Raw genomic sequence first — 19963 nt, forward strand, 5'->3', positions numbered from 1 at the left:
AATTGGTCACATCGTCTAAAGGACAAATAGAAGAATTATTAGCAGATATTTTACAAAACAGTACAGCTGAAGATGAGGAAGTTTTACTGCATTTATTGTCAGGACTTCGTGATAAACAACAAGGTATCCATCGCCGTTATATTAATGCTGCCTTACATATGGTTGGCAAATTTGAAGCTGAGATTAGCGAGGTTCGTATCCCCATTACACCCGTTATCCATAATACCATTAAGGTTCCACATGGAGGAATTATTGCAACAATTGCAGATGCAGCAATGGGAGGGCTTGCTTCGCGTTCTGTACCAGAAGGCTTTAATGTGGTCACAACTAATATTAATGTCTCTTATATTGCAACAACAACTAACAAAGAACTAATCGCTCGAGGACGTTTCGTACATAAGGGACGTCAAACACTTGTGATGGAATGTGATATTGAAGATGAGACTGGGCGAAAACTTGCGATTGCGACCGCTTCTTTCTTTGTCATTCAACGCCGTCCTTAGTCATAAGATTTAAAAAGTAATCTCGAATACATTGTTGATCGGAAAAAGGGAGTTTTTGATTTTTTATTTGTTGAGTCTGTTCATGCCCTTTTCCGGCAACTAATACAATATCACCTTTTTCAGCCTTTGCTAATGCCTTATGAATAGCAATGTTTCGATCTAGATAGATTTCATAGTATTGCTGTTCAGTAAAACCAGCAATAATACTTTCATTAATTAAGATTGGGTCTTCATCACGTGGATTATCGGTTGTTAAATAAATGATATCCGCATACTTACTAGCTACCGCTCCCATCGCAAATCGTTTGGCCTTATCACGATTTCCCCCACAGCTAAATACGAGGTAAAGCGTTTTCGAGCTATCAAAAGTTTGTAAAACAGCCTGCAATGCTTCTGCAGTATGCGCATAATCTACATACACATCAATTCCAAATGTATTGTCTATTTTTTCAAGCCTTCCTTCTGGTAGCCTCAACAACCACATATGCGCTGCTATTTCATCAACGGAAAAACCTAGACGCCACAAAGTCATTAACGCAGCTACAGCATTTTGCACATGATACTTACCAACAAAAGGAATTTCTACAATATGCTCACTTGATGAAGTTTGTAAACAAAGTACTGTTTTTCCAGTGGATTCACTGACAATTTGGATATGTAAATCATTGTGATTATCAAAGCCAAATGAGCAGGATTTTTTCTTATCATAAATACCGACAGAACGGCAAAAATTATCATCTCCATTTAATACTAGCTTTTTTGATAAATCTGCCAATCTTTTTTTCGCACGTTTATACGCCTCAAGTCCTCCATGATCTTCTAAATGGTCCTCCGATAAATTTAAAAAAACGCCACAATCGATATCACAATGATCAAGTCTATGTTGCTGTAACCCCATCGATGAAGCTTCTAAAACAACATGTGTAACACCATTTCGTATACATTGCTTTAAAATCGGATGTAACTCTTTTGCTTGCAATGTTGTTAATTGCTCATACTTTGTTTGTTGTTTCTGTTCATTAATGAAAAATCCTACCGTTCCAATAACTGCTACATTTTTATGTAAGGCTCTTAACAACTGGCTCACAAAATGACTGACTGTTGTTTTACCATTTGTACCTGTAATCGCAATTACTGTTAATGCTTCTGCTGGAAAGGCTGAAAGTTTTGCACTCGCATACGATAAAAATAACTGTGTATTCGGAACCCACACAAAAGGTATGTTTTGATCGGTACTAGGTAGTGAGATACTTTCCTCTGATACTATGGCGGCAGCACCCCGAGCTATTGCTTCATTTACAAAGCGGCTTCCCGATGTTTTCTTCCCCTTACGAACAATAAAAATATCTCCAGGCTTGATTGCCTGTGCATAATCCTCAACGCCCGTAATAATTGTGCGAATCGATCCTCCAGTCACGCTACATGGCCAGTCTTTCAATAGTTCAGCTAATTGCAAGTTCATTCCCCCTTTCAGTTCTCTATCATATGACGGCGTATGTATCAGTGTGACGAAAAATCTAAGCGGTCATTGTGCTTATCTTTTTCGTATAAAATGAAAAGACTGAAGATAAACTTGATTGTGCCAAGTTTATCTTCAGTCTTAGATTTATATGTATCCCGCGTTAACAGGCAGTAATTTATCTGTACCATATAAACTGCCTGTAATCGCCCGATTGGTGAAGACTAATAATCAGTGGGGATGAAGAAAATCCCCTCTGATTAAAGTTTCACTTTATCCCGCGTTAACAGGCAGTAATTTATCTGTACCATATAAACTGCCTGTAATCGCCCGATTGGTGAAGACTAATAATCAGTGGGGATGAAGAAAATCCCCTCTGATTAAAGTTTCACTTTATCCCGCGTTAACGGGCAGTAATTTATCTGTACCATATAAACTGCCTGTAATCGCCCGATTGGTGAAGACTAATAATCAGTGGGGATGAAGAAAACCCCGCTGATTAAAGTTTCACTTTATCCCGCGTTAACGGGCAGTAATTTATCTGTACCATATAAACTGCCTGTAATCGCCCGATTGGTGAAGACTAATAATCAGTGGGGATGAAGAAAATCCCCTCTGATTAAAGTTTCACTTTATCCCGCGTTAACAGGCAGTAATTTATCTGTACCATATAAACTGCCTGTAATCGCCCGATTGGTGAAGACTAATAATCAGTGGGGATGAAGAAAACCCCACTGATTAAAGTTTCACTTTATGGTGATGATTCATCAATATTTTCTACTGGTTCCTCAGTGTCTTTATTCTCACTATCCAGCTCCTGAGAAGAAGGTTCTAAAAATATTTGTGTATAATAGTTTAAAAATACGCCAGATCCTACTGTAGTATATTTATCATTTAATATAACCTTTCGATGCTCAGGAGAATTAAGCCAACCATGCATTGCTTCAATCGCATCAAAATAATCAGTTGCAAGGTTTTCATTGGCCTCACTATAGATGATTTCCTGTGTTTCTAATCTCTTTTTTAAATCTCCATTTGTTGGTGATTCATGTCCAAGAAAATTTTGAACCTTCATATCTTCACTATGCATTTTTGCTACTTCTTCTAATGACTCATCCATTTCTACTACAGGTAAATCATGATGAACCCTTGTTACATTTATTAAATCGTCTAACTGTCTAGCATTCGCTTCATTAATTTCCTGCTGTAAAAACGAGGAAGGTGGTGTTGATGTAACAAGCTCGCCTTGATAAGTCATTTCATAAGGTTGATGAAGAGCAAGCGTTTTACTATTAGTAAAGCGTATTCCTTGTAGCTCACTTGTTTCTCTATCTATATAGAGTTGCGCAAAAAGCCCATCGAATTTTACAAGCAATCGAGTCTGCATATCTTCTTCACTCATGGAGAAAACGAAGATATTTTCACCTACATTCGCAGATACTTCATAATCAATGAGTGTCATTCGGTAAATATCATCGCGCTTCTGTCCAATTTTAAACGGATAAGCATCTATATCTTCACCAGCTATGTAAACTTGTGTCACAACATTATTTTGAACGCCTACCATAAAAAATGTAGAAGCACTTGCATTATAAACCCACCATTCATAACCAAAGGATGATGGTTCTTTCCGAGCCGGTTTACCGTATTTATCCAAAACTTTCTTTGCTTCTTGACCGATTAATGTCGACATCCCACTTTTTGGGCGTGTCACCGCACCTACTTCAGGCTGCTTTAACTCGGTTTTAGGAATAACATTTGAATTGGCATTCGGACCTTTTAATGGCTCGTTTTCCCGTGGTGTATTAAAAAACATAAAGCCAATCAACGCAATTGCAGCACATGCCATAAAAATGCGAAATAAAGCTTTCATATTTGACTCCTTTTCATCGCCATTATTCTGTAAATTATTATATCAATTGTAATTGGGTTGACACAATGTTGTCATTGCAACAATGTTAAATATGCTCTATTATAAAAATGAGCGTATACTTTGTACGAGAACCTAAAGGAGGATTATAGATGTATTTTGAAAATACTAACCTTGAAAATTTAACAGCTGATCAAGAACTTATTGTAAGCATCATGAAACAAAATGGTTTAGAATGTGATGGCGGCTGGGACTACGAACGTATGACATTTGATAAGCGTTTCGATACTCGCGAGGGACGTTACTACCTACGTGTATTTGCATATGCAAAATCTGGTGATGTTGGTGCACACGATGCAATCCTAACATTAATGAAACCAGTACTTGGTAAGTACTACTATCCACACGGCGTTGAGTATGGAGATGACGAAGTTTTCCCAGCTCATCTTGTAAAAAAATGTGAAGAAATCTTAAAAAAGGTTAAATTAGACCTAGAAGCTTTTAAAATTCATGCGTAATTTTAGATAGTTATTTCACGGTGCATGTCGATTAAACATTCGGAATCATTTTATCATTTATCTGTCAGACGGTGACAGTACATCAAGTTGGCAACAGCATACAGTGCAATAGCTATATCTGAAAAGACTGGTGGTCCAGTCTTTTTTATTTTGAGTAAAAAAATTATTTCTTCTCATACTACCTATATCTTTAACATGATGTAGGTGAGATAAATGTTACAATTCTTTAAAAGTCCTTTTTTTCGTCATCCAATAATCGTTATAGTTATCGCGATTGCAACTCTCTGGATTATATCCTTGTCATTACCAATACTACTTGCCTACGTAACAGCTTTACTATTAGAACCTGTAATCATACGAATCAGTAAACGATTCCGAAAAAAACGCAAAGTAGTCGCTTCCATTTTTTTTATGTTCTTTTTAAGTATGACATTACTATTATGTATTTTCGTTATATTTATAAGTTGGAAACAATTTTCAACATTTATCATTCAAATTCCAGAGTACCTTAATCAGCTATCAGCCATATGGATTCAAATACAATCCAAGCTTTCCAATTATACTTATCAATTGCCCTTAGATCTAGTTATACAAATTCAACTTATGATAGCACAGGGCCTATCCGCAATCGAAAAATTTGCACTTTCTTTAACAAGTGTGAATGTTTGGTCATCTTTACTTACGTATATAGCTTCACGTTTGTTTGATATTTTTGTTTATTGGATTGTGTTATACATGTTCCTTTTAGAATTACCAACTATTAATCGTAAAATATTAACGCCTATTCCCTTCCACTACCATCAAAAAATACTATTTATTGGACAACGTGTAAAACTTGCATTATTTGGTTTTATAAAAGCACAATTTTTAGTTAGTATTTGCATTTTTGCTATAGCTTTTGGAACCTTTTATTTTCTTAAAACACCTTTCCCACTTATTTTAGCACTCTTACTAGTCATTTTAGATTTCATTCCTTTTTTAGACTCATTTATGTTGCTGATTCCTTGGGCAATTTACAAAGCCTTTACAGGTGATTATGTCTTTGTTGCTGTTTTAGTCATACTCACAATCGTACTATTTTTAGTTAGACGTATGATTGAGCCTAAAGTAATCGGAAATAAAATCGGACTGTCATCACTGACAACTTTTATTGCAATGTTTATCGGTTATGAAATATTTGGGTTTTTCGGTATTTTAATTGGTCCTTTACTCGTTGTTGTGTTTCTTTCTCTATTTAATCAAACATCTATAAAAAATCTCCCACCTTCTCAAGAATAAGGAGGGAGATCTTTTTTTATCAATTATACCTCGGCATAATTGTGTCCGGAAGCTTTAGGCTAACAGATGTTTTTTGTACGAAAGCGTAGTGCTAACGTAGCGTCAGCAAAATAGTTTTGTCTGTGCGAAAGCATAGCGACTTCAACAACATGATGATGCTGGTCACTCAGTCGTTGCCACAGGACGTGGCGTTCTTAGACTGAATTCTTCTTTTTCAGCGGAGGGTTTGGATACCCGCTGAAAGAAGTTAGAAGCCAAAAATAGCTTTAATGGCAGATGTTGTTTCACCTGGTTCAAATAAAATATATAGTAAAAAGTATACTAAAACTCCAGTAATCGCTACGAAGAACCAAATAATACTTGTAATCGGTCCAATACGACGGTGAAGCTTGATATTAGTTTTTAAACCAGAAATAATGCTAACAATACCAAATACTGCTCCTACTGTCGCTAGGGTAATATGGAAAATCAAGAAGAAAGTATAATATGGTTTTAAATCTTCTCCTCCACCAAACGCTGTATTACCAATAAAGACTGTACGTGAAACATAAATGATAAAGAAGGTAAGTGCAGCAACCCCTGCAGCTAACATTACTTTTTTATGTGCTTCTACCTTTCTTTTAATTATTAAGCCCCAACCAATAGCCACAAGTACAGCACTGATAACGATGAATGATGTACTTATAGTAGGCAAAATTTGCAATTCCATTCACAAAACTCCTTATACAAAGTAAATTTCTATTTTACAATTGATGTTGCTGCTGACTTTCCCATTTCTTTTGATGTTCTTTTAACGCATCAGCTGTAATTTTATCAGGATCCTTTTGTTCTGACCGATACCATCTTGTAAAGATAGTGCCAATTAAAACGCCAAAAATAAGCTCTTGTAAAATCTTCATTAGAACGCCGCCTAGTTGCTGATCCGCAACAGGTGTCATATCTGTAAAGAGCTCTGGTCCTGATAGGGATAAACCAGATAATGTTGAAGCGGGTACACAAAGCTCCATTGCCTTAAGCCATGCTTCACCATTTGTATATGTTTCATACATAGCGTTTGGTGCGAAAATAATTAGCCCACAAGCAGGTGTAATTAAGACCGCATTAGCAATGATATAGGCTAACTTATACAAAGGCTTCATTTGCGGACCATTTGGCACCGTGTGGATTAATGGCCAATACATTAAAACAGCAGAAACAAATAATACAAACGTATATGTACCATGTAATGTTTCATTTAACTTAATGTAATCTAATACATCTGGTAAATGATAGAAAGAAAATAGACCGATAAACACAATTACCGCAACGACAGGTAATGTTAGTACTTTAAATACAGATCTAACAACTGGTGCTTCAATCGCAACTTTCCATACCCACCATGGAATCCCTTTAATTAAGAAAATCGGTACAAGTAACAATAGTATAGCCATTTGCACCATATGCATCGTAAACATAATGTGCGCCATTAAATCTATTGGAGATCCTTTAATAATATAAATCGTTACCATTGCCAGTACAAAATAAATTGCCTCTCCCTTTTTCAGAGGCTCACTTACTTTAAAATCCTTGCGCCACTTTGTTGTGACTAAAAAATAGATGACTGTTATGAAAACAAGAACCCCTATTAAGTATGGGCTCCATAAAGCTTGGAAACCAAATATACTAAGTGGCATATAGAACGCACTCCTTTAACTTCAGTACTCCTATTATAGAACGCTTACACTTATTCTGCAATGAACGAAAGGTGAACAAATAACTATCCACAGTTTACTACTCGAACAAGCTAGAGCATCTATTGAAAAAATGTTAAAAACTATAAATCACCACATGAAGAGTATCTTATTTTTCGTGACTCATCGGCATAGCGTGGGGTTGATTTCCGTTCCGACTGGGCGCTTTCCTGGGGGCGTCCGATGAGCCGCTTCACTCGCGTTGCTCGTTGCAGGGTCTCATCTGTGACGCTAATCCCCAAGGAGTCGCCCAGTCTCCACTCCAATCAACTTGTATAAAGTGTTCTTCTTTATTATATAGGCAGAACAATTTGGCGTTGAGCCTTTACTCCAATATAGCCAAAAAAGCTCATTTGCAAGTAGTGTAGGTTTCTCTATCCACCACTAATTATTAGTCTTCACCAATCTAGCTTTAAAAAGAAGAAAAAAGAAAAGCACGTTCCTACGCTAGGTAGAGAACGTGCTTTTTTGGTGATTACCACCAAATAATTGTTAAAAATGCTAAGAAGAATGTAAATGCGATTAATATACCCATCCACATGAAGAAGCCAATTACACCACCGAAGTGTGTTTTTTTGTCTTCTAAGTGCATGAAAGCGTAAAGTTGAAGAACAACTTGAACACCAGCAAGCAATAAAATGAGCGGGAATATTAAGTATTTAGAAAAATCAGCTGCAACTACTGCGAATGCGATAAACGTAAAGAAAATCATAATCGCAAAATTCATTACTTGTTTACGCATATGAACGGCATTATGATGACGATCATACTCGTATTGTGCCTGAGACTTAGCAACTATCGGTGTATCGTGTGATGACATATTATCCGATCACTCCCATCAAGTATACTACTGTAAAGATAAATACCCAAACTACGTCGATAAAGTGCCAGTATAAAGCAGCCACGAAGAATTTAGGTGCATTGTATAAGTTAAGACCACGTTTAGCGTTACGAATCATTAACGTTGAAATCCACACAAGACCTAAAGTTACGTGGAAACCATGTGTACCAACTAATGAATAAAACGCAGTTGAGAACGCAGATTGGTCAAATGTGAAGCCTTTGTGTACATAGTGATAAAACTCATAGATTTCAAGACCTAAGAATCCAAGACCTAAAAGTAATGTAATACCAAACCAAGTTTGCATAGCTTTAAAGTTAAAGTTACGCATATGGTAAATTGCATAAACAGATGTTAGTGAAGATGTTAATAATAACATCGTCATCGCGAAAGCTAAAGGTAATTCAAATAAACTTTGTGTTGTGAACTCCATGCCAGCTGGCCCTTTGTTCTTAAGCGCTAGGTAAGTAGCGAATAAACTTGCGAAAAGTACAACTTCACAGGCAAGGAAAATCCAGAAACCAACAACTTTATTTTTACCTTCCATCGTAGCTTGTTCAGGATGATCTGGCCAAGTATGAGGAGTAAATTTAGTATTGAAATCCATTATTTATTTCCCCCTTTGCCGTAAAGATGTTCTTCAATTTCAAGAATTTCTTCTTTGTGTAAGTGGAAACCGTGATCATCCTTAACAGAACGGAAAATCATAGCACCAAATGTAATTGCAAGACCACCAATTAAAATATAAATAGACCAAGGTTTATCTGCATCTGGATGATAAAGTGCACCGAATGCTGCAATAAACATACCTAGAGAAATAACAAATGGGATAGCTGAGTTATTAGGCATATGAATATCACCGACTGGCTCAGCAAAAGTCATTTCTTTATTTCCTTCTTGTTTTTCAATCCACCATGGATCTAAACCACGAACAAGTGGTGTTTGACGGAAGTTATAGAATGGGATTGGTTGTGGAATAGACCATTCTAAAGTACGTCCATCGCCCCATGGGTCGCGACCTGCTGGTTCGCCTTTGATAGACAATAAGCAGTTAATTACCATTATGATAACCCCTACACCCATCATTAATGCACCGATTGTAGAGATAAAGTTGAACTGATCCCAACCTTGACCTTCCATGTAAGTGAATACGCGACGTGGCATACCCATTAAACCTAAGAAGTGTTGAACGAAGAACGTTAAATGGAATCCGATGAAGAAAATCCAGAAAGTAAGTTTACCAAGCGTTTCGTTTAACATACGGTTGAAGAAAATTGGCCAGTAGAAGTGTGCTGAACCAAATATCGCTGTTACGATACCACCAACGATTACGTAGTGGAAGTGAGCAACGATAAAGTAAGAATCGTGTAATTGGTAGTCAAGAGGTGCAGATGCTTGCATAACCCCTGTAACACCACCCGCAACGAATGACGGGATGAAACCAAGTGCATAAAGCATTGGTGTTGTAACTTTAATAGATCCGCCCCAAAGAGTTAAGATCCAGTTGAATACTTTCATACCTGTTGGTACGGCAATTGCCATTGTTGCAACAGCAAAAATTGCGTTGGCTGTTGGCCCAAGACCAACTGTAAACATGTGGTGAGCCCAAACCATGAACCCTAAGAAACCGATTAAAATTGTTGCGAATACCATTGAAGAGTATCCAAATAAACGTTTACGAGAGAACGCTGGAATAATCTCAGAGAATAAACCAAACGCTGGTAATATTAAGATATAAACCTCTGGGTGTCCGAAGATCCAGAATAAGTGTTCCCAAATAATTGTGTTACCACCCATTGTATGGTCGAAGAAGTTACCACCGAACATACGGTCAAATAACATCATTAATAAACCAATAGTTAATGGAGGGAATGCGAATAGAATTAATGCACTCGATACAAGAGCAGTCCAAGTGAATAATGGCATACGCATGAATGTCATACCTGGAGCACGCATTGTAATAATCGTAACGATAAAGTTAAGACCTGAAATTAATGTACCTGCTCCTGAAATTTGTAAACCAAGAACATAGAAGTCAATACCATGTCCTGGAGAATATAAAGATAATGATGCATAAGACGTCCAACCCGCATCAGGAGCGCCACCCATAAAGAATGACAGGTGAAGGAATACTGCACCTAGGAAGAATAACCAGAACCCTAAAGAGTTAAGGAATGGGAATGCAACGTCACGCGCACCAATTTGTAATGGTACAAGCATGTTCATAAATGCGAATAGTAATGGAGTCGCAGCTAGGAATAACATTGTCGTTCCGTGCATTGTTAATAATTCATTGAAAAAACCAGCTGATATGAAATCGTTATTTGGTTTCATTAACTGAATACGCATTAATAACGCTTCAAAACCAGCGATAGCAAAGAACAATGTACCTGCTAATAAATACATTACTGCTAACTTTTTATGGTCGACAGTTGTAATGTAGTCCCAGACATTTGCTCCAAAGCCCTTTTTCTGTGTATATGAGCTCACAACTTTTACCTCCTTCAAAGTTTGTTACAATAACTAAAAATTATTTCTCAACAGATAAGCCCATGATATACGTTGCTAGAGCTTCAATTTCTTCGTCGGATAAGTCGCCATAAACAGGCGCAGTGCCCTCTGGATTCATCATTAAGTTACCTGGTTTGAATTCTCCAGGGTTCTCAATCCAAGCTTTTAAGTTTTCTTCATTATGTTCTAAGAAACCAGCAACACGGTTACGGTCACCAAATGTAGTTAAGTTAGGACCTGGTGTACCTCCTGCTCCTGATCCAGAAACAGCATGACAACCTAAACAACTTTTAGCAAATGTTGCTTCACCAAGATCTGTTGAAGCTTTATCAGCCACTTTTCCTTCTGTTGCTTTCATTGAAGCTACCCATGCATCGAATGCTTCTGGGCTTAATGCTTTAACTTTGAAGTCCATTAATGCGTGTGAAGGACCACATAATTCAGCACATTTACCATAGAATACGCCGTCTTTAAGGTCTTTCGATTCTTTATCGAATACTAGATAGAATTTGTTTAAGTTATCTACGTTCGTATCCATTTTACCGCCTATAGCAGGAATCCAGAATGAGTGCTTTACATCGGCAGCCTTTAAGTTAAAGTAAACTTTTTGGCCTGTTGGTACAACTAGTTCTTGAGAAGTTACAATACCTTGGTTAGGGTATTCAAACTCCCACCAGTATAATTTTGCAGTTACATTTACTGTAAGTGCTGTTTTGTTACCATTTTCATCTACTTCGTCCATAGCAGCAACATCTGCAAATTTGTAAGTAGCGGTAACAACTGGTACAGCTAAGATTAATAATAAAATAATTGGAATAACTGTCCAAATTACTTCAAGAGTGTGACTTCCTTCTACTTGCTTAGGAATAACATTTTCGCCAACTTTTGAACGGCGGAATTTTACGAATGCAAGTAAATAGATAACGGATACTATTACTACTACTAACGTCATAATTCCCGTAGCTAACAGTAATAGATTGAATTGTTCTTTACCTACTTGACCAGATGGTTTCAGTGCAGAAATATAATCTTCACCACAACCAGAAAGGAAAACCATCATCACTGTTAGAAGTGAAAAAAGACGCCATTTTTTAAGCCCTTTCATCATAGCTTAATTAAACCCCTCTTTCTTTGTTGTATTTTCATGTGTACCTAGGACATTAGTTCTGTCTATATGAATTCTTTAGGATAAGAAAGAATTCCTGAATTTAGCTAAACAACGCAAATATGATAATGGATACAAATAGTATTGTCATATGGTTCAATGAATAGATAAACATTTTATTTGCCCATTTTAAATCATCTTTTGTGGTAAAGCCTTTAAAAGCTAGAATCAACCAGCCCAAGTTCAATGCAGTCGCAAGAATTAAGAAGCCTACCCCAAGCTCTGGTAAAAGGAATGGTAACGGTAATAATAAAATAATCCAAAATAACATCGAGTACTTCGTTCGTTTAAATCCTTTTACTACAGGTAGCATCGGTATATTAGCTGCACGATATTCTTCAGTACGTTTCATAGCAAGCGCGTAAAAATGCGGAGGTTGCCATGCAAACATAATAAGGAATAAGGCAAGTGCTCCTGGACCTAATGCAGGCTCAACAGCTGCAAAGCCAATAACTGGTGGAATCGCTCCTGAAATACTTCCTACAATCGTGTTACTAACATGCTTCCTCTTTGACCACATTGAGTACAGAACGACATACGCAAATATTCCTACTAGTCCCCACATGCCGGCTGCAAACGATGCCGCAAATAACAAAATTTCACCTACAATTAAAAATGAGAGGGCAATGGTCAATACAAAATTCGGCTTAAATCTACCTGTTACTGTCGGTCTTGCCTTCGTTCTTTTCATGATTGGGTCAATATCCTGATCAATAAAGTTATTCATTGCGCCTGAGCCACCTATTATTAATGCCGCACCCAGCATGGTGAACAATATGACATCAAGCTCTTGCAAGAAGTGTCTACTAGTAAATTGAAATGCCAGCCACATCCCTGTAAACGTTGTGACAAGATTCGAGTTTACGATCCCAATTTTTATTAGTGCTAAGAAATCTTTTACAATAGATGTTGATTCTGGTCCACCATTTCTAGTAGCCGTCAGTGCACGACCGTTTGACATGATACCTCTCCTTTCATTTTTGTAAGCATATTCCGCTAATGTTTACTATAGCGAAATTTGCGATTGATTTCTAGACATTAAGTGAAATTTAGATGAAGTTGTAAAAATTAGCTTTGTCTAGAAATATAATTAAAAACAACATATCTATAGTAAAACATTTTCTAAAATGAATTGTGAAGGTTAAAGTACGAAATTATGAACAATTTGTGAAATGGAATCAACATCTAATACTCCCTACTCTTTACAAGTTGTTTTTTTCCTGTATTTTCGATATTATCTAGTAGCAGAAACATTACTTTCATGTAATGTTTATAGATAAAGTAGGTGACTCATTTATGCAACACAACAGGTATATGAAGTGGTTTGCTGTTGCCGCTACAATTGGAATGCTTCTTATTTTATTAGGTGGAGCACTTGTTACCAAAACAGATAGTGGCTTAGGCTGTGGTCGAAACTGGCCTGATTGTAATGGTTCTCTTATTCCAAAAGAAATTACACCGGAAGTCTTAATTGAATTTTCACATCGTGCTGTAACTGGAATTGTATCGATTTCTATTCTTGTGTTAACAATTTGGACATGGCGTAAACTCGGTCATATTCGCGAAGTAAAGTTATTAGGTTTTTTAGCGATGTTTTTCTTAATCGCACAGGCTCTTATTGGAGCTGCTCAAGTATTGTGGGGGCAAGGCGATTTTATACTAGCACTCCACTTTGGGATTTCTCTTATTTCCTTTGCTGCCGTTCTCCTTCTCTCTATGATTGTATTTGAAGTGGATCGGAAATTTGATGCCGATAACGTTTTTATTGGTAAAAAGTTACGTTGGCATACGATTGCTGTCACAATTTATTCTTATTTAGTCGTTTATACAGGGGCGCTTGTTCGCCATACAGAATCTAGCTTAATATGTCCTGACTGGCCATTTTGCAACAATGAAACACCATTCGCACCACTAAATAATATGTATGAATGGGTGCAAATGGGACATCGATTTGCTGTTCTGATCTTTTCTATTTGGATTGCATACATAACTTGGCACGCTATAAAAGAATATAAAAATCAACGTGTTATTTACTATGGCTGGATTATTGCCTTTATTATAGTAATTTTACAGGTGATTGCTGGTATGTTAGTAGTCCTAACTAAATTGAATTTAACAGTCGCATTACTGCATTCATTATTTATTTCAATATTATTTGGTCTACTTTGCTACATGGTCTTGCTAGTTGCACGTAGCGATTATAATGGAAAAAATAAAGAATAATAGAAAAGATTCGCTACATCAGTGGCGAATCTTTTTTATTTATTTAAACGACTTCAATTACTAAGCAACTAATGACATGTCAAAAAATCGACAAGTTTACAATATAACAAAATCAATATTATAGAGAAAATGCTAGAAGATACATGCTATGTGAAGTGGTTGATCTTTGTTCCGACTGAGCGACTCCTCGGGGATCAGCGATAGAGGAACGAAGGCTAAAAGCATCACGTCCTGTGATAACACCTTCGTGACCAACATCGTGTTAGCCCGAGACCCTGGAGCGCAAGCAAAGCGGCTCATCGGACGCCCCCAGGAAGCTTTGCTCTGTGCGAAAGCGAAGCGGCAGCAACAAATGTTTTATCTGCGCGAAAGCGAAGCGGCAGCGGCAAATGTTTTATCTGCGCGAAAGCGAAGCGGCAGCGGCAAATGTTTTATCTGCGCGAAAGCGAAGCGGCAGCGGCAAATGTTTTATCTGCGCGAAAGCGAAGCGGCAGCGGCAAATGTTTTATCTGTGCGAAAGTGAAGCGGCAGCGGCAAATGTTTTATCTGTGCGAAAGCGAAGCGGCAGCGGCAAATGTTTTATCTGTGCGAAAGCGAAGCGGCAGCGGCAAATGTTTTATCTGTGCGAAAGCGAAGCGGCAGCGGCAAATGTTTTATCTGTGCGAAAGCGAAGCGGCAGCGGCAAATGTTTTATCTGTGCGAAAGCGAAGCGGCAGCGGCAAATGTTTTATCTGTGCGAAAGCGAAGCGGCAGCAACAAAGCGCTCAGTCGCAACGAAAATCAACCCTGCATTATGGTGGTGAGCAAAAATAGCAAAATAAAAAAGGTTATTAGTATGCTATAAAAGCCATCTAATAACCTTCTTTCGGTTCAATTATTCAATTTCAATTAGCAAATCACCTGTTGAAATGGCGTCGCCTGCACTTGCGTATACTTCTTTTACAACTCCATCTTTCGGTGCTTGAACAGTTGTCTCCATTTTCATCGCTTCAGTAATTAACAAATGGTCTCCACGTTTAACAGTACTTCCTTTTGATATAACTACCTTTAAGACCGTACCTGGCATTGTAGCTCCAATTTGGTTTGGATTGCTTGGATCTGCCTTTAATGCTAAACTGCCATCTACTTCGACAGTCATATCTTGAATCACCAACTCACGGGATTGACCATTCAACTCAAAGTACATCACACGTGTTCCGTCATGCTGTGGCTCACCGATCGAAACGAGTTTAATAATCAGTGTTTTTCCTTTTTCGATTTCGACTTCGATTTCTTCACCTAGCTTTAATCCGCAAAGGAATGTTGGTGTGTCTAATACCGAAATATTGCCGAAAGAGTCCACTGTTTTCGCATACTCTTCAAACACTTTCGGGTACAAAGCATACGCCAATACATCCTTTTTTGTCACCGGTCTGTTTAATTTTTCCTCCAGCACTGCCTCTAGCTGCTCAAAATTCACAGGTTCTAGTAGCTCACCTGGACGTACTGTAATAGCTTCGCGATCCTTTAACACAACCTGTTGAAGTGCCTCAGGGAAGCCGCCATGTGGTTGTCCTAAATAACCCTGGAAGAACTCAATCACAGAATCCGGGAAATCAATAGTTTGTCCTCTTGTCAGTACAGAGCTTTCATCTAAATCGTTCTGTACCATAAATAACGCCATATCACCGACTACTTTTGAAGATGGGGTTACTTTGACAATATCACCAAATAGAAGGTTCACGCGGGAATACATGCGCTTCACTTCCTCCCATCTATCCCCAAGACCAACTGCTTTGGCTTGCTGCTGTAAGTTACTGTATTGACCGCCAGGCATCTCATGGACATATATTTCAGAATGTGGGCTAATCATGCCGCTTTCAAAATCCTTATAATATTTACGCACATCTTCCCAGTAGTACGATAGTTTTTCTAGTGCTTCAATATCGGCACGAACCTCACGCTTACTGCCCTTCATTGCATAATACAAGGAGTTTGCACTTGGCTGTGACGTTAAGCCCGCCATCGAACCGAGCGCCGTATCAATGATATCCACTCCTGCCTCGATCGCCTTGGCATATAAATAAATACCATTACCACTTGTATCATGTGTATGCAGATGGATTGGCAAACTTGTCGTCTCTTTTAACTCGGAAATTAAACGATACGCTGCTTCTGGCTTCAATAACCCAGCCATATCTTTTATCGCTAAAATATGGGCACCTGCTGCCTCCAGCTCCTTCGCCATTTCCTTGTAGTATTGGACTGAATATTTTGCCCTCGTATCATCAAAAATATCGCCTGTGTAACAGATTGCTGCTTCGGCAATTTTACCAGACTGACGAGCGGCATCAATCGCTACTTCCATGCCTTTCACCCAGTTCAAACTATCGAAAATGCGGAACACATCAATGCCTGATGCCGCTGATTCAGCGATAAACTCACGAATTAAATTGTCAGGGTAGTTCGTGTATCCGACGGCATTCGCTCCACGCAGTAACATTTGAAATAACACATTTGGTACTTGTTCACGCAGCTTGGCAAGACGCTCCCATGGGTCTTCCTTTAAGAAACGGTACGCCACATCAAACGTCGCGCCACCCCACATTTCGAGTGAGAAGAAATCATGCATCATGCGTGCTGTTGCATCTGCAATTTCGAACATATCCTTTGAACGTACACGTGTCGCAAGAAGTGATTGGTGTGCATCTCGGAAAGTTGTATCCGTTAATAGCACGTCCTCCTGCTCCAGAATCCATTTCACAAGCCCATCTGTTCCTTGAGCATCTAAAATTTGCTTTGTCCCTGCAGAGGGAACGATTAATTTATCAACTTTTGGGATACTCGGCTGAACAAAAATTGGTTTCGCCTTCTGCTCTACTCCTGGGAAACCATTGAGCGTCACATTACCGATATAGCTTAAAAGCTTTGTCCCACGGTCCTGACGCACAGGGAAATTAAATAATTCAGGTGTTGTATCAATAAAGCTAGTATCAAATGCACCCGTTAAAAATTTCTCGTGCGTCACGACATTATTTAAAAATGGAATATTCGTTTTCACCCCACGAATACGGAACTCTTTTAAGTTACGGTCCATCTTTGCTGCAGCTTCTTTAAATGTCATTCCTGATGTTGAAATTTTCACCAATAGTGAATCATAGTACGGTGTCACCACAGCTCCCTGGAAGCCATTGCCGGCATCTAGACGAACACCAAAGCCACCACTTGAACGATACACCATCAGCTTTCCTGTATCCGGCATAAAGTCATTGGCTGGGTCTTCCGTTGTAACACGTGCTTGAATCGCATAGCCAATCATTGGAATATCCGCCTGTTGAGGAATATGGATTTCCTCACTATGAAGACCGTAACCCGCAGCCACTTTTATTTGAGCATGCACGATATCGACACCTGTAATCATTTCAGTAATTGTATGCTCAACTTGAATACGAGGGTTGACCTCGATGAAATAAAAATCCTCTCCTGCGACTAAAAATTCTACTGTCCCTGCATTTATGTACGAGACATTTTTCATTAGTTGAACCGCTGCATCACAAATACTATTTCTTAAATTTTCTGAAATCGAATGAGAGGGTGCGATTTCAACAACCTTTTGATGACGACGTTGTATCGAGCAATCACGCTCATATAGATGGACAATATTGCCCTGTTGATCGCCAATAATTTGGACTTCAATATGCTTTGGCTTAATAATTGCCTTTTCTACATACACCTCATCAGAGCCGAATGCTGCCTTCGCCTCTGATTTTGCACGTTCATAGGAGGAAGCTAGCTCCTCTTGACTATGAACAAGGCGCATACCACGACCACCGCCGCCTAGCGCTGCCTTAATCATAATTGGATAGTCATATGTGCTAGCAAAAGCCTCTATCTCTGCTAAATCATTTACTGGACCGTCTGTACCAGGAATAACAGGAATACCTGCAACAATTGCCTGTTCACGCGCTTTAACCTTATCTCCGAACATATCTAAGTGCTGGGAAGTTGGTCCAATAAAGACAATGCCCTCTTCTTCACAACGACGTGCAAATTCTACGTTTTCCGATAAAAAACCATACCCCGGATGAATCGCATCAACACCCGCATCCTTTGCAATGGCAATAATACCCTCAATATCTAAATAAGCATCGATCGGTTTCTTGCCAGCCCCGACTAAATAGGCCTCATCTGCTTTAAAGCGATGGAATGCCCCACTATCCTCCCGCGAATATATGGCTACGGTTTGGATATTTAGCTCCGTACATGCACGGAAAATACGAATTGCAATTTCTCCCCTATTGGCTACGAGAATTTTGTTGATTGATTCCATAGATATCCCCCTTTATGATTGTGATTTTTTTCTTTCTACCTTTTCAAACATAGAAACATTAATTAATATTCCCATAGCTAAAGATAGAATAATTATAGATGTCCCGCCATAGCTAATAAAAGGCAGCGTTACACCGGTTAACGGGATTAACCCAGTTACACCCCCAAGGTTAATAAACGTTTGCCAGCCAATCCAGCTCGCAATACCAGCCGCAATCATACGTGCTAGTGGATCTTTTGTGCGCAATGCAATTGAAAATCCTTTATATACAATAAATCCTAGACCACCTAAGACGATTATCACACCCCAAATACCTAGTTCTTCCATTATAATCGCCATAATAAAATCAGTTTGTGGTTCAGGTAAATACCCCAATTTTTGAACGGATTGACCGAGGCCTCTTCCATCTAAACCGCCTCCGCCTATTGCATAATAACTATTTACAACTTGGTGACCCATATCATTTTCATAATCAAATGGATTAAAATAAGATAGAATTCGGCCTTTACGGTTACCTGTTAATAGCTCCCCTTTAAATAACCAAAGCATACCAAGGATAGCTGTACCAAATGCCCCTAATACCGCAAAAAACTTCCAAAATGTTTTAAATGGAATACCACTCGCCGCTACAACAGATACAGCAATGCCACAAAGTATAATGACAGCTCCTAAATCGGTTTCAAACGCTACACAAGCAACAACAAGAATCCAGAGAAATATTGGATAAAAAATTTCTGTCGGTTGTAGCTTTTCAAACGTATATTTTTGTCCTTTCCGATAAAAAGCAGCGGAAAAATATAAAATTATAAATAGTTTCGCATATTCAGATGGCTGAAAATTCCCTAGACCTGGAATATGTATCCAACTCTGAGAACCTACTTGATCCGCACCATGACCGGCTACTTTTAACCAAGTAAATAGCACGGCAAGAACGACGGTAAGAAACAACATAACATTCTTATTGGCATAATGCTTGTACGGGAAAAATGCGGTCACTAAAAAACCCATAAAAGCTACAGTTAAATTTGTCACTTGCTTTTGATAAAAATAGTCTGGAGCCTGTTCTTCCTTTGTAATAGCTACCATCATACTTGAGCTATAAATCATTACTAATCCAAATAAACTTAATAATAGAAAAGTAAAAAATAATGGGTAATCAAAATTTCGTGCATAACGTTTTAAGTATTGTTTCATCGGAAAACCTCATTCTAGAAAAAAAACTCAAATCGCAAATAGCGTTTGAGTTTTTTCTTTTTATTTGTCTGTATACGCGTCGTGTAGTACAGACAGTTCTTTCTCGAGTGAATCGAGAATCTCTTTGCCTTTTTCGCGTTCAATGAGTCCAAGCTTCACAGCAAAGTCAATTTCACGTGAAAGGCCGAACATTTGTGTATCTAATACTTCTTCATATAAAGGGCATTGTGGCATTGTTAAATGATCCATTTGTACTCGAATGAGGCGAGCGATTTTATCTGCATCAGCAACTAAAAGCTCCAAAGCCTTCTCCTGAAAAGAAGTTTGTGATTTCGTATCCATGAGGACGCCCCCATTATCTG

17 protein-coding genes are annotated in these 19963 nt (G+C 38.3%); 5 read left to right on the forward strand and 12 right to left on the reverse strand.

From position 1 onward, the window contains the following. Nucleotides 1-2: 2 nt before the first annotated feature. Nucleotides 3-503, forward strand: a complete 501-nt coding sequence (locus ACB089_RS19895) for a PaaI family thioesterase (RefSeq protein ID WP_374963608.1) — start codon at nucleotides 3-5, stop codon at nucleotides 501-503. On the opposite strand, the gene ACB089_RS19900 is transcribed toward ACB089_RS19895, so the two are convergent. Continuing rightward, a complete protein-coding gene (locus tag ACB089_RS19900; protein ID WP_374963609.1) occupies nucleotides 484-1965 on the reverse strand; it encodes a UDP-N-acetylmuramoyl-L-alanyl-D-glutamate--2,6-diaminopimelate ligase in 1482 nt (493 codons plus the stop codon). The two genes, ACB089_RS19895 and ACB089_RS19900, sit on opposite strands and share 20 nt — an antisense overlap. Nucleotides 1966-2713: 748 nt before the next feature. Continuing rightward, nucleotides 2714-3835 carry a CAP domain-containing protein gene (locus ACB089_RS19905; RefSeq protein WP_374963610.1) on the reverse strand — a complete coding sequence of 374 codons (1122 nt, stop codon included), beginning with the start codon at nucleotides 3833-3835 and terminating at the stop codon, nucleotides 2714-2716. 149 nt (nucleotides 3836-3984) lie between these two features. Here ACB089_RS19905 and ACB089_RS19910 point away from each other — a divergent pair, with 149 nt between their 5' ends. Continuing rightward, on the forward strand, nucleotides 3985-4350 hold the full coding sequence (locus ACB089_RS19910) for a YugN family protein (protein WP_068983277.1): 366 nt from the start codon (nucleotides 3985-3987) through the stop codon (nucleotides 4348-4350). A gap of 213 nt (nucleotides 4351-4563) precedes the next feature. After that, the gene (ytvI, locus tag ACB089_RS19915; protein WP_374963611.1) at nucleotides 4564-5628 is read left to right on the forward strand and encodes a sporulation integral membrane protein YtvI; all 1065 of its coding nucleotides are present in this window, start codon (nucleotides 4564-4566) and stop codon (nucleotides 5626-5628) included. Nucleotides 5629-5875: 247 nt separating this feature from the next. Here ytvI and ACB089_RS19920 read toward each other — a convergent pair whose 3' ends face one another. From ACB089_RS19920 to cyoE, 7 genes are all read right to left on the reverse strand, one after another. Further along, nucleotides 5876-6337: a DUF420 domain-containing protein gene (locus ACB089_RS19920; RefSeq protein WP_374963612.1), complete on the reverse strand. Its 462-nt coding sequence runs from the start codon at nucleotides 6335-6337 to the stop codon at nucleotides 5876-5878. Nucleotides 6338-6371: 34 nt separating this feature from the next. After that, nucleotides 6372-7301: a cytochrome c oxidase assembly factor CtaG gene (ctaG, locus tag ACB089_RS19925; RefSeq protein ID WP_374963613.1), complete on the reverse strand. Its 930-nt coding sequence runs from the start codon at nucleotides 7299-7301 to the stop codon at nucleotides 6372-6374. Nucleotides 7302-7833: 532 nt separating this feature from the next. Further along, entirely contained in the window at nucleotides 7834-8178 is a 345-nt protein-coding gene (locus ACB089_RS19930; RefSeq protein ID WP_368636850.1) for a cytochrome C oxidase subunit IV family protein, read from the reverse strand. 1 nt (nucleotide 8179) lies between these two features. Beyond that, nucleotides 8180-8806, reverse strand: a complete 627-nt coding sequence (locus tag ACB089_RS19935) for a cytochrome c oxidase subunit 3 (RefSeq protein WP_068983281.1) — start codon at nucleotides 8804-8806, stop codon at nucleotides 8180-8182. Continuing rightward, on the reverse strand, nucleotides 8806-10689 hold the full coding sequence (gene ctaD / locus ACB089_RS19940; protein ID WP_068983282.1) for a cytochrome c oxidase subunit I: 1884 nt from the start codon (nucleotides 10687-10689) through the stop codon (nucleotides 8806-8808). Before ctaD ends, ACB089_RS19935 begins: the two co-directional genes overlap by 1 nt. A gap of 40 nt (nucleotides 10690-10729) precedes the next feature. Next, nucleotides 10730-11818: a cytochrome c oxidase subunit II gene (coxB, locus tag ACB089_RS19945; RefSeq protein ID WP_368636852.1), complete on the reverse strand. Its 1089-nt coding sequence runs from the start codon at nucleotides 11816-11818 to the stop codon at nucleotides 10730-10732. 100 nt (nucleotides 11819-11918) lie between these two features. Further along, the gene (gene cyoE / locus ACB089_RS19950; protein ID WP_374963614.1) at nucleotides 11919-12836 is read right to left on the reverse strand and encodes a heme o synthase; all 918 of its coding nucleotides are present in this window, start codon (nucleotides 12834-12836) and stop codon (nucleotides 11919-11921) included. A gap of 335 nt (nucleotides 12837-13171) precedes the next feature. Between cyoE and ACB089_RS19955 the strand changes: the two genes are divergently transcribed. Together ACB089_RS19955 and ACB089_RS19960 are read left to right on the forward strand one after the other, a co-directional pair. Beyond that, nucleotides 13172-14098, forward strand: coding sequence for a heme A synthase (locus tag ACB089_RS19955; protein WP_374963615.1), 927 nt, complete (start codon nucleotides 13172-13174; stop codon nucleotides 14096-14098). 326 nt (nucleotides 14099-14424) lie between these two features. Then, nucleotides 14425-14901, forward strand: coding sequence for a hypothetical protein (locus ACB089_RS19960; protein WP_374963616.1), 477 nt, complete (start codon nucleotides 14425-14427; stop codon nucleotides 14899-14901). Between the two features lie 71 nt (nucleotides 14902-14972). On the opposite strand, the gene pyc is transcribed toward ACB089_RS19960, so the two are convergent. The 3 genes from pyc to ACB089_RS19975 are packed head-to-tail and all read right to left on the reverse strand — an operon-like array spanning nucleotide 14973 to nucleotide 19943. Further along, complete coding sequence (gene pyc, locus ACB089_RS19965) at nucleotides 14973-18407, reverse strand: pyruvate carboxylase (RefSeq protein WP_374963617.1); 3435 nt, start codon at nucleotides 18405-18407, stop codon at nucleotides 14973-14975. Nucleotides 18408-18419: 12 nt separating this feature from the next. Further along, nucleotides 18420-19601: an FtsW/RodA/SpoVE family cell cycle protein gene (locus ACB089_RS19970; RefSeq protein ID WP_374963618.1), complete on the reverse strand. Its 1182-nt coding sequence runs from the start codon at nucleotides 19599-19601 to the stop codon at nucleotides 18420-18422. Between the two features lie 60 nt (nucleotides 19602-19661). Further along, complete coding sequence (locus tag ACB089_RS19975; RefSeq protein ID WP_004224778.1) at nucleotides 19662-19943, reverse strand: YlaN family protein; 282 nt, start codon at nucleotides 19941-19943, stop codon at nucleotides 19662-19664. Between the last annotated feature and the right edge of the window lie 20 nt (nucleotides 19944-19963).

Source organism: Lysinibacillus sp. RS10, from assembly GCF_041956855.1.
Taxonomy (GTDB): domain Bacteria; phylum Bacillota; class Bacilli; order Bacillales_A; family Planococcaceae; genus Lysinibacillus; species Lysinibacillus xylanilyticus_A.

Excerpts from the sequence above, each read along its gene's own strand:
- ACB089_RS19970 (WP_374963618.1), bottom strand. The coding sequence starts at position 19,601 with ATGAAACAATACTTAAAACGTTATGCACGAAATTTTGATTACCCATTA.
- ACB089_RS19935 (WP_068983281.1), bottom strand. The coding sequence starts at position 8,806 with ATGGATTTCAATACTAAATTTACTCCTCATACTTGGCCAGATCATCCT.
- ACB089_RS19955 (WP_374963615.1), top strand. The coding sequence starts at position 13,172 with ATGCAACACAACAGGTATATGAAGTGGTTTGCTGTTGCCGCTACAATT.
- ctaG (WP_374963613.1), bottom strand. The coding sequence starts at position 7,301 with ATGCCACTTAGTATATTTGGTTTCCAAGCTTTATGGAGCCCATACTTA.
- ACB089_RS19920 (WP_374963612.1), bottom strand. The coding sequence starts at position 6,337 with ATGGAATTGCAAATTTTGCCTACTATAAGTACATCATTCATCGTTATC.
- ytvI (WP_374963611.1), top strand. The coding sequence starts at position 4,564 with ATGTTACAATTCTTTAAAAGTCCTTTTTTTCGTCATCCAATAATCGTT.
- ACB089_RS19975 (WP_004224778.1), bottom strand. The coding sequence starts at position 19,943 with ATGGATACGAAATCACAAACTTCTTTTCAGGAGAAGGCTTTGGAGCTT.
- cyoE (WP_374963614.1), bottom strand. The coding sequence starts at position 12,836 with ATGTCAAACGGTCGTGCACTGACGGCTACTAGAAATGGTGGACCAGAA.
- coxB (WP_368636852.1), bottom strand. The coding sequence starts at position 11,818 with ATGATGAAAGGGCTTAAAAAATGGCGTCTTTTTTCACTTCTAACAGTG.
- pyc (WP_374963617.1), bottom strand. The coding sequence starts at position 18,407 with ATGGAATCAATCAACAAAATTCTCGTAGCCAATAGGGGAGAAATTGCA.
- ACB089_RS19910 (WP_068983277.1), top strand. The coding sequence starts at position 3,985 with ATGTATTTTGAAAATACTAACCTTGAAAATTTAACAGCTGATCAAGAA.
- ACB089_RS19905 (WP_374963610.1), bottom strand. The coding sequence starts at position 3,835 with ATGAAAGCTTTATTTCGCATTTTTATGGCATGTGCTGCAATTGCGTTG.
- ACB089_RS19900 (WP_374963609.1), bottom strand. The coding sequence starts at position 1,965 with ATGAACTTGCAATTAGCTGAACTATTGAAAGACTGGCCATGTAGCGTG.
- ACB089_RS19930 (WP_368636850.1), bottom strand. The coding sequence starts at position 8,178 with ATGTCATCACACGATACACCGATAGTTGCTAAGTCTCAGGCACAATAC.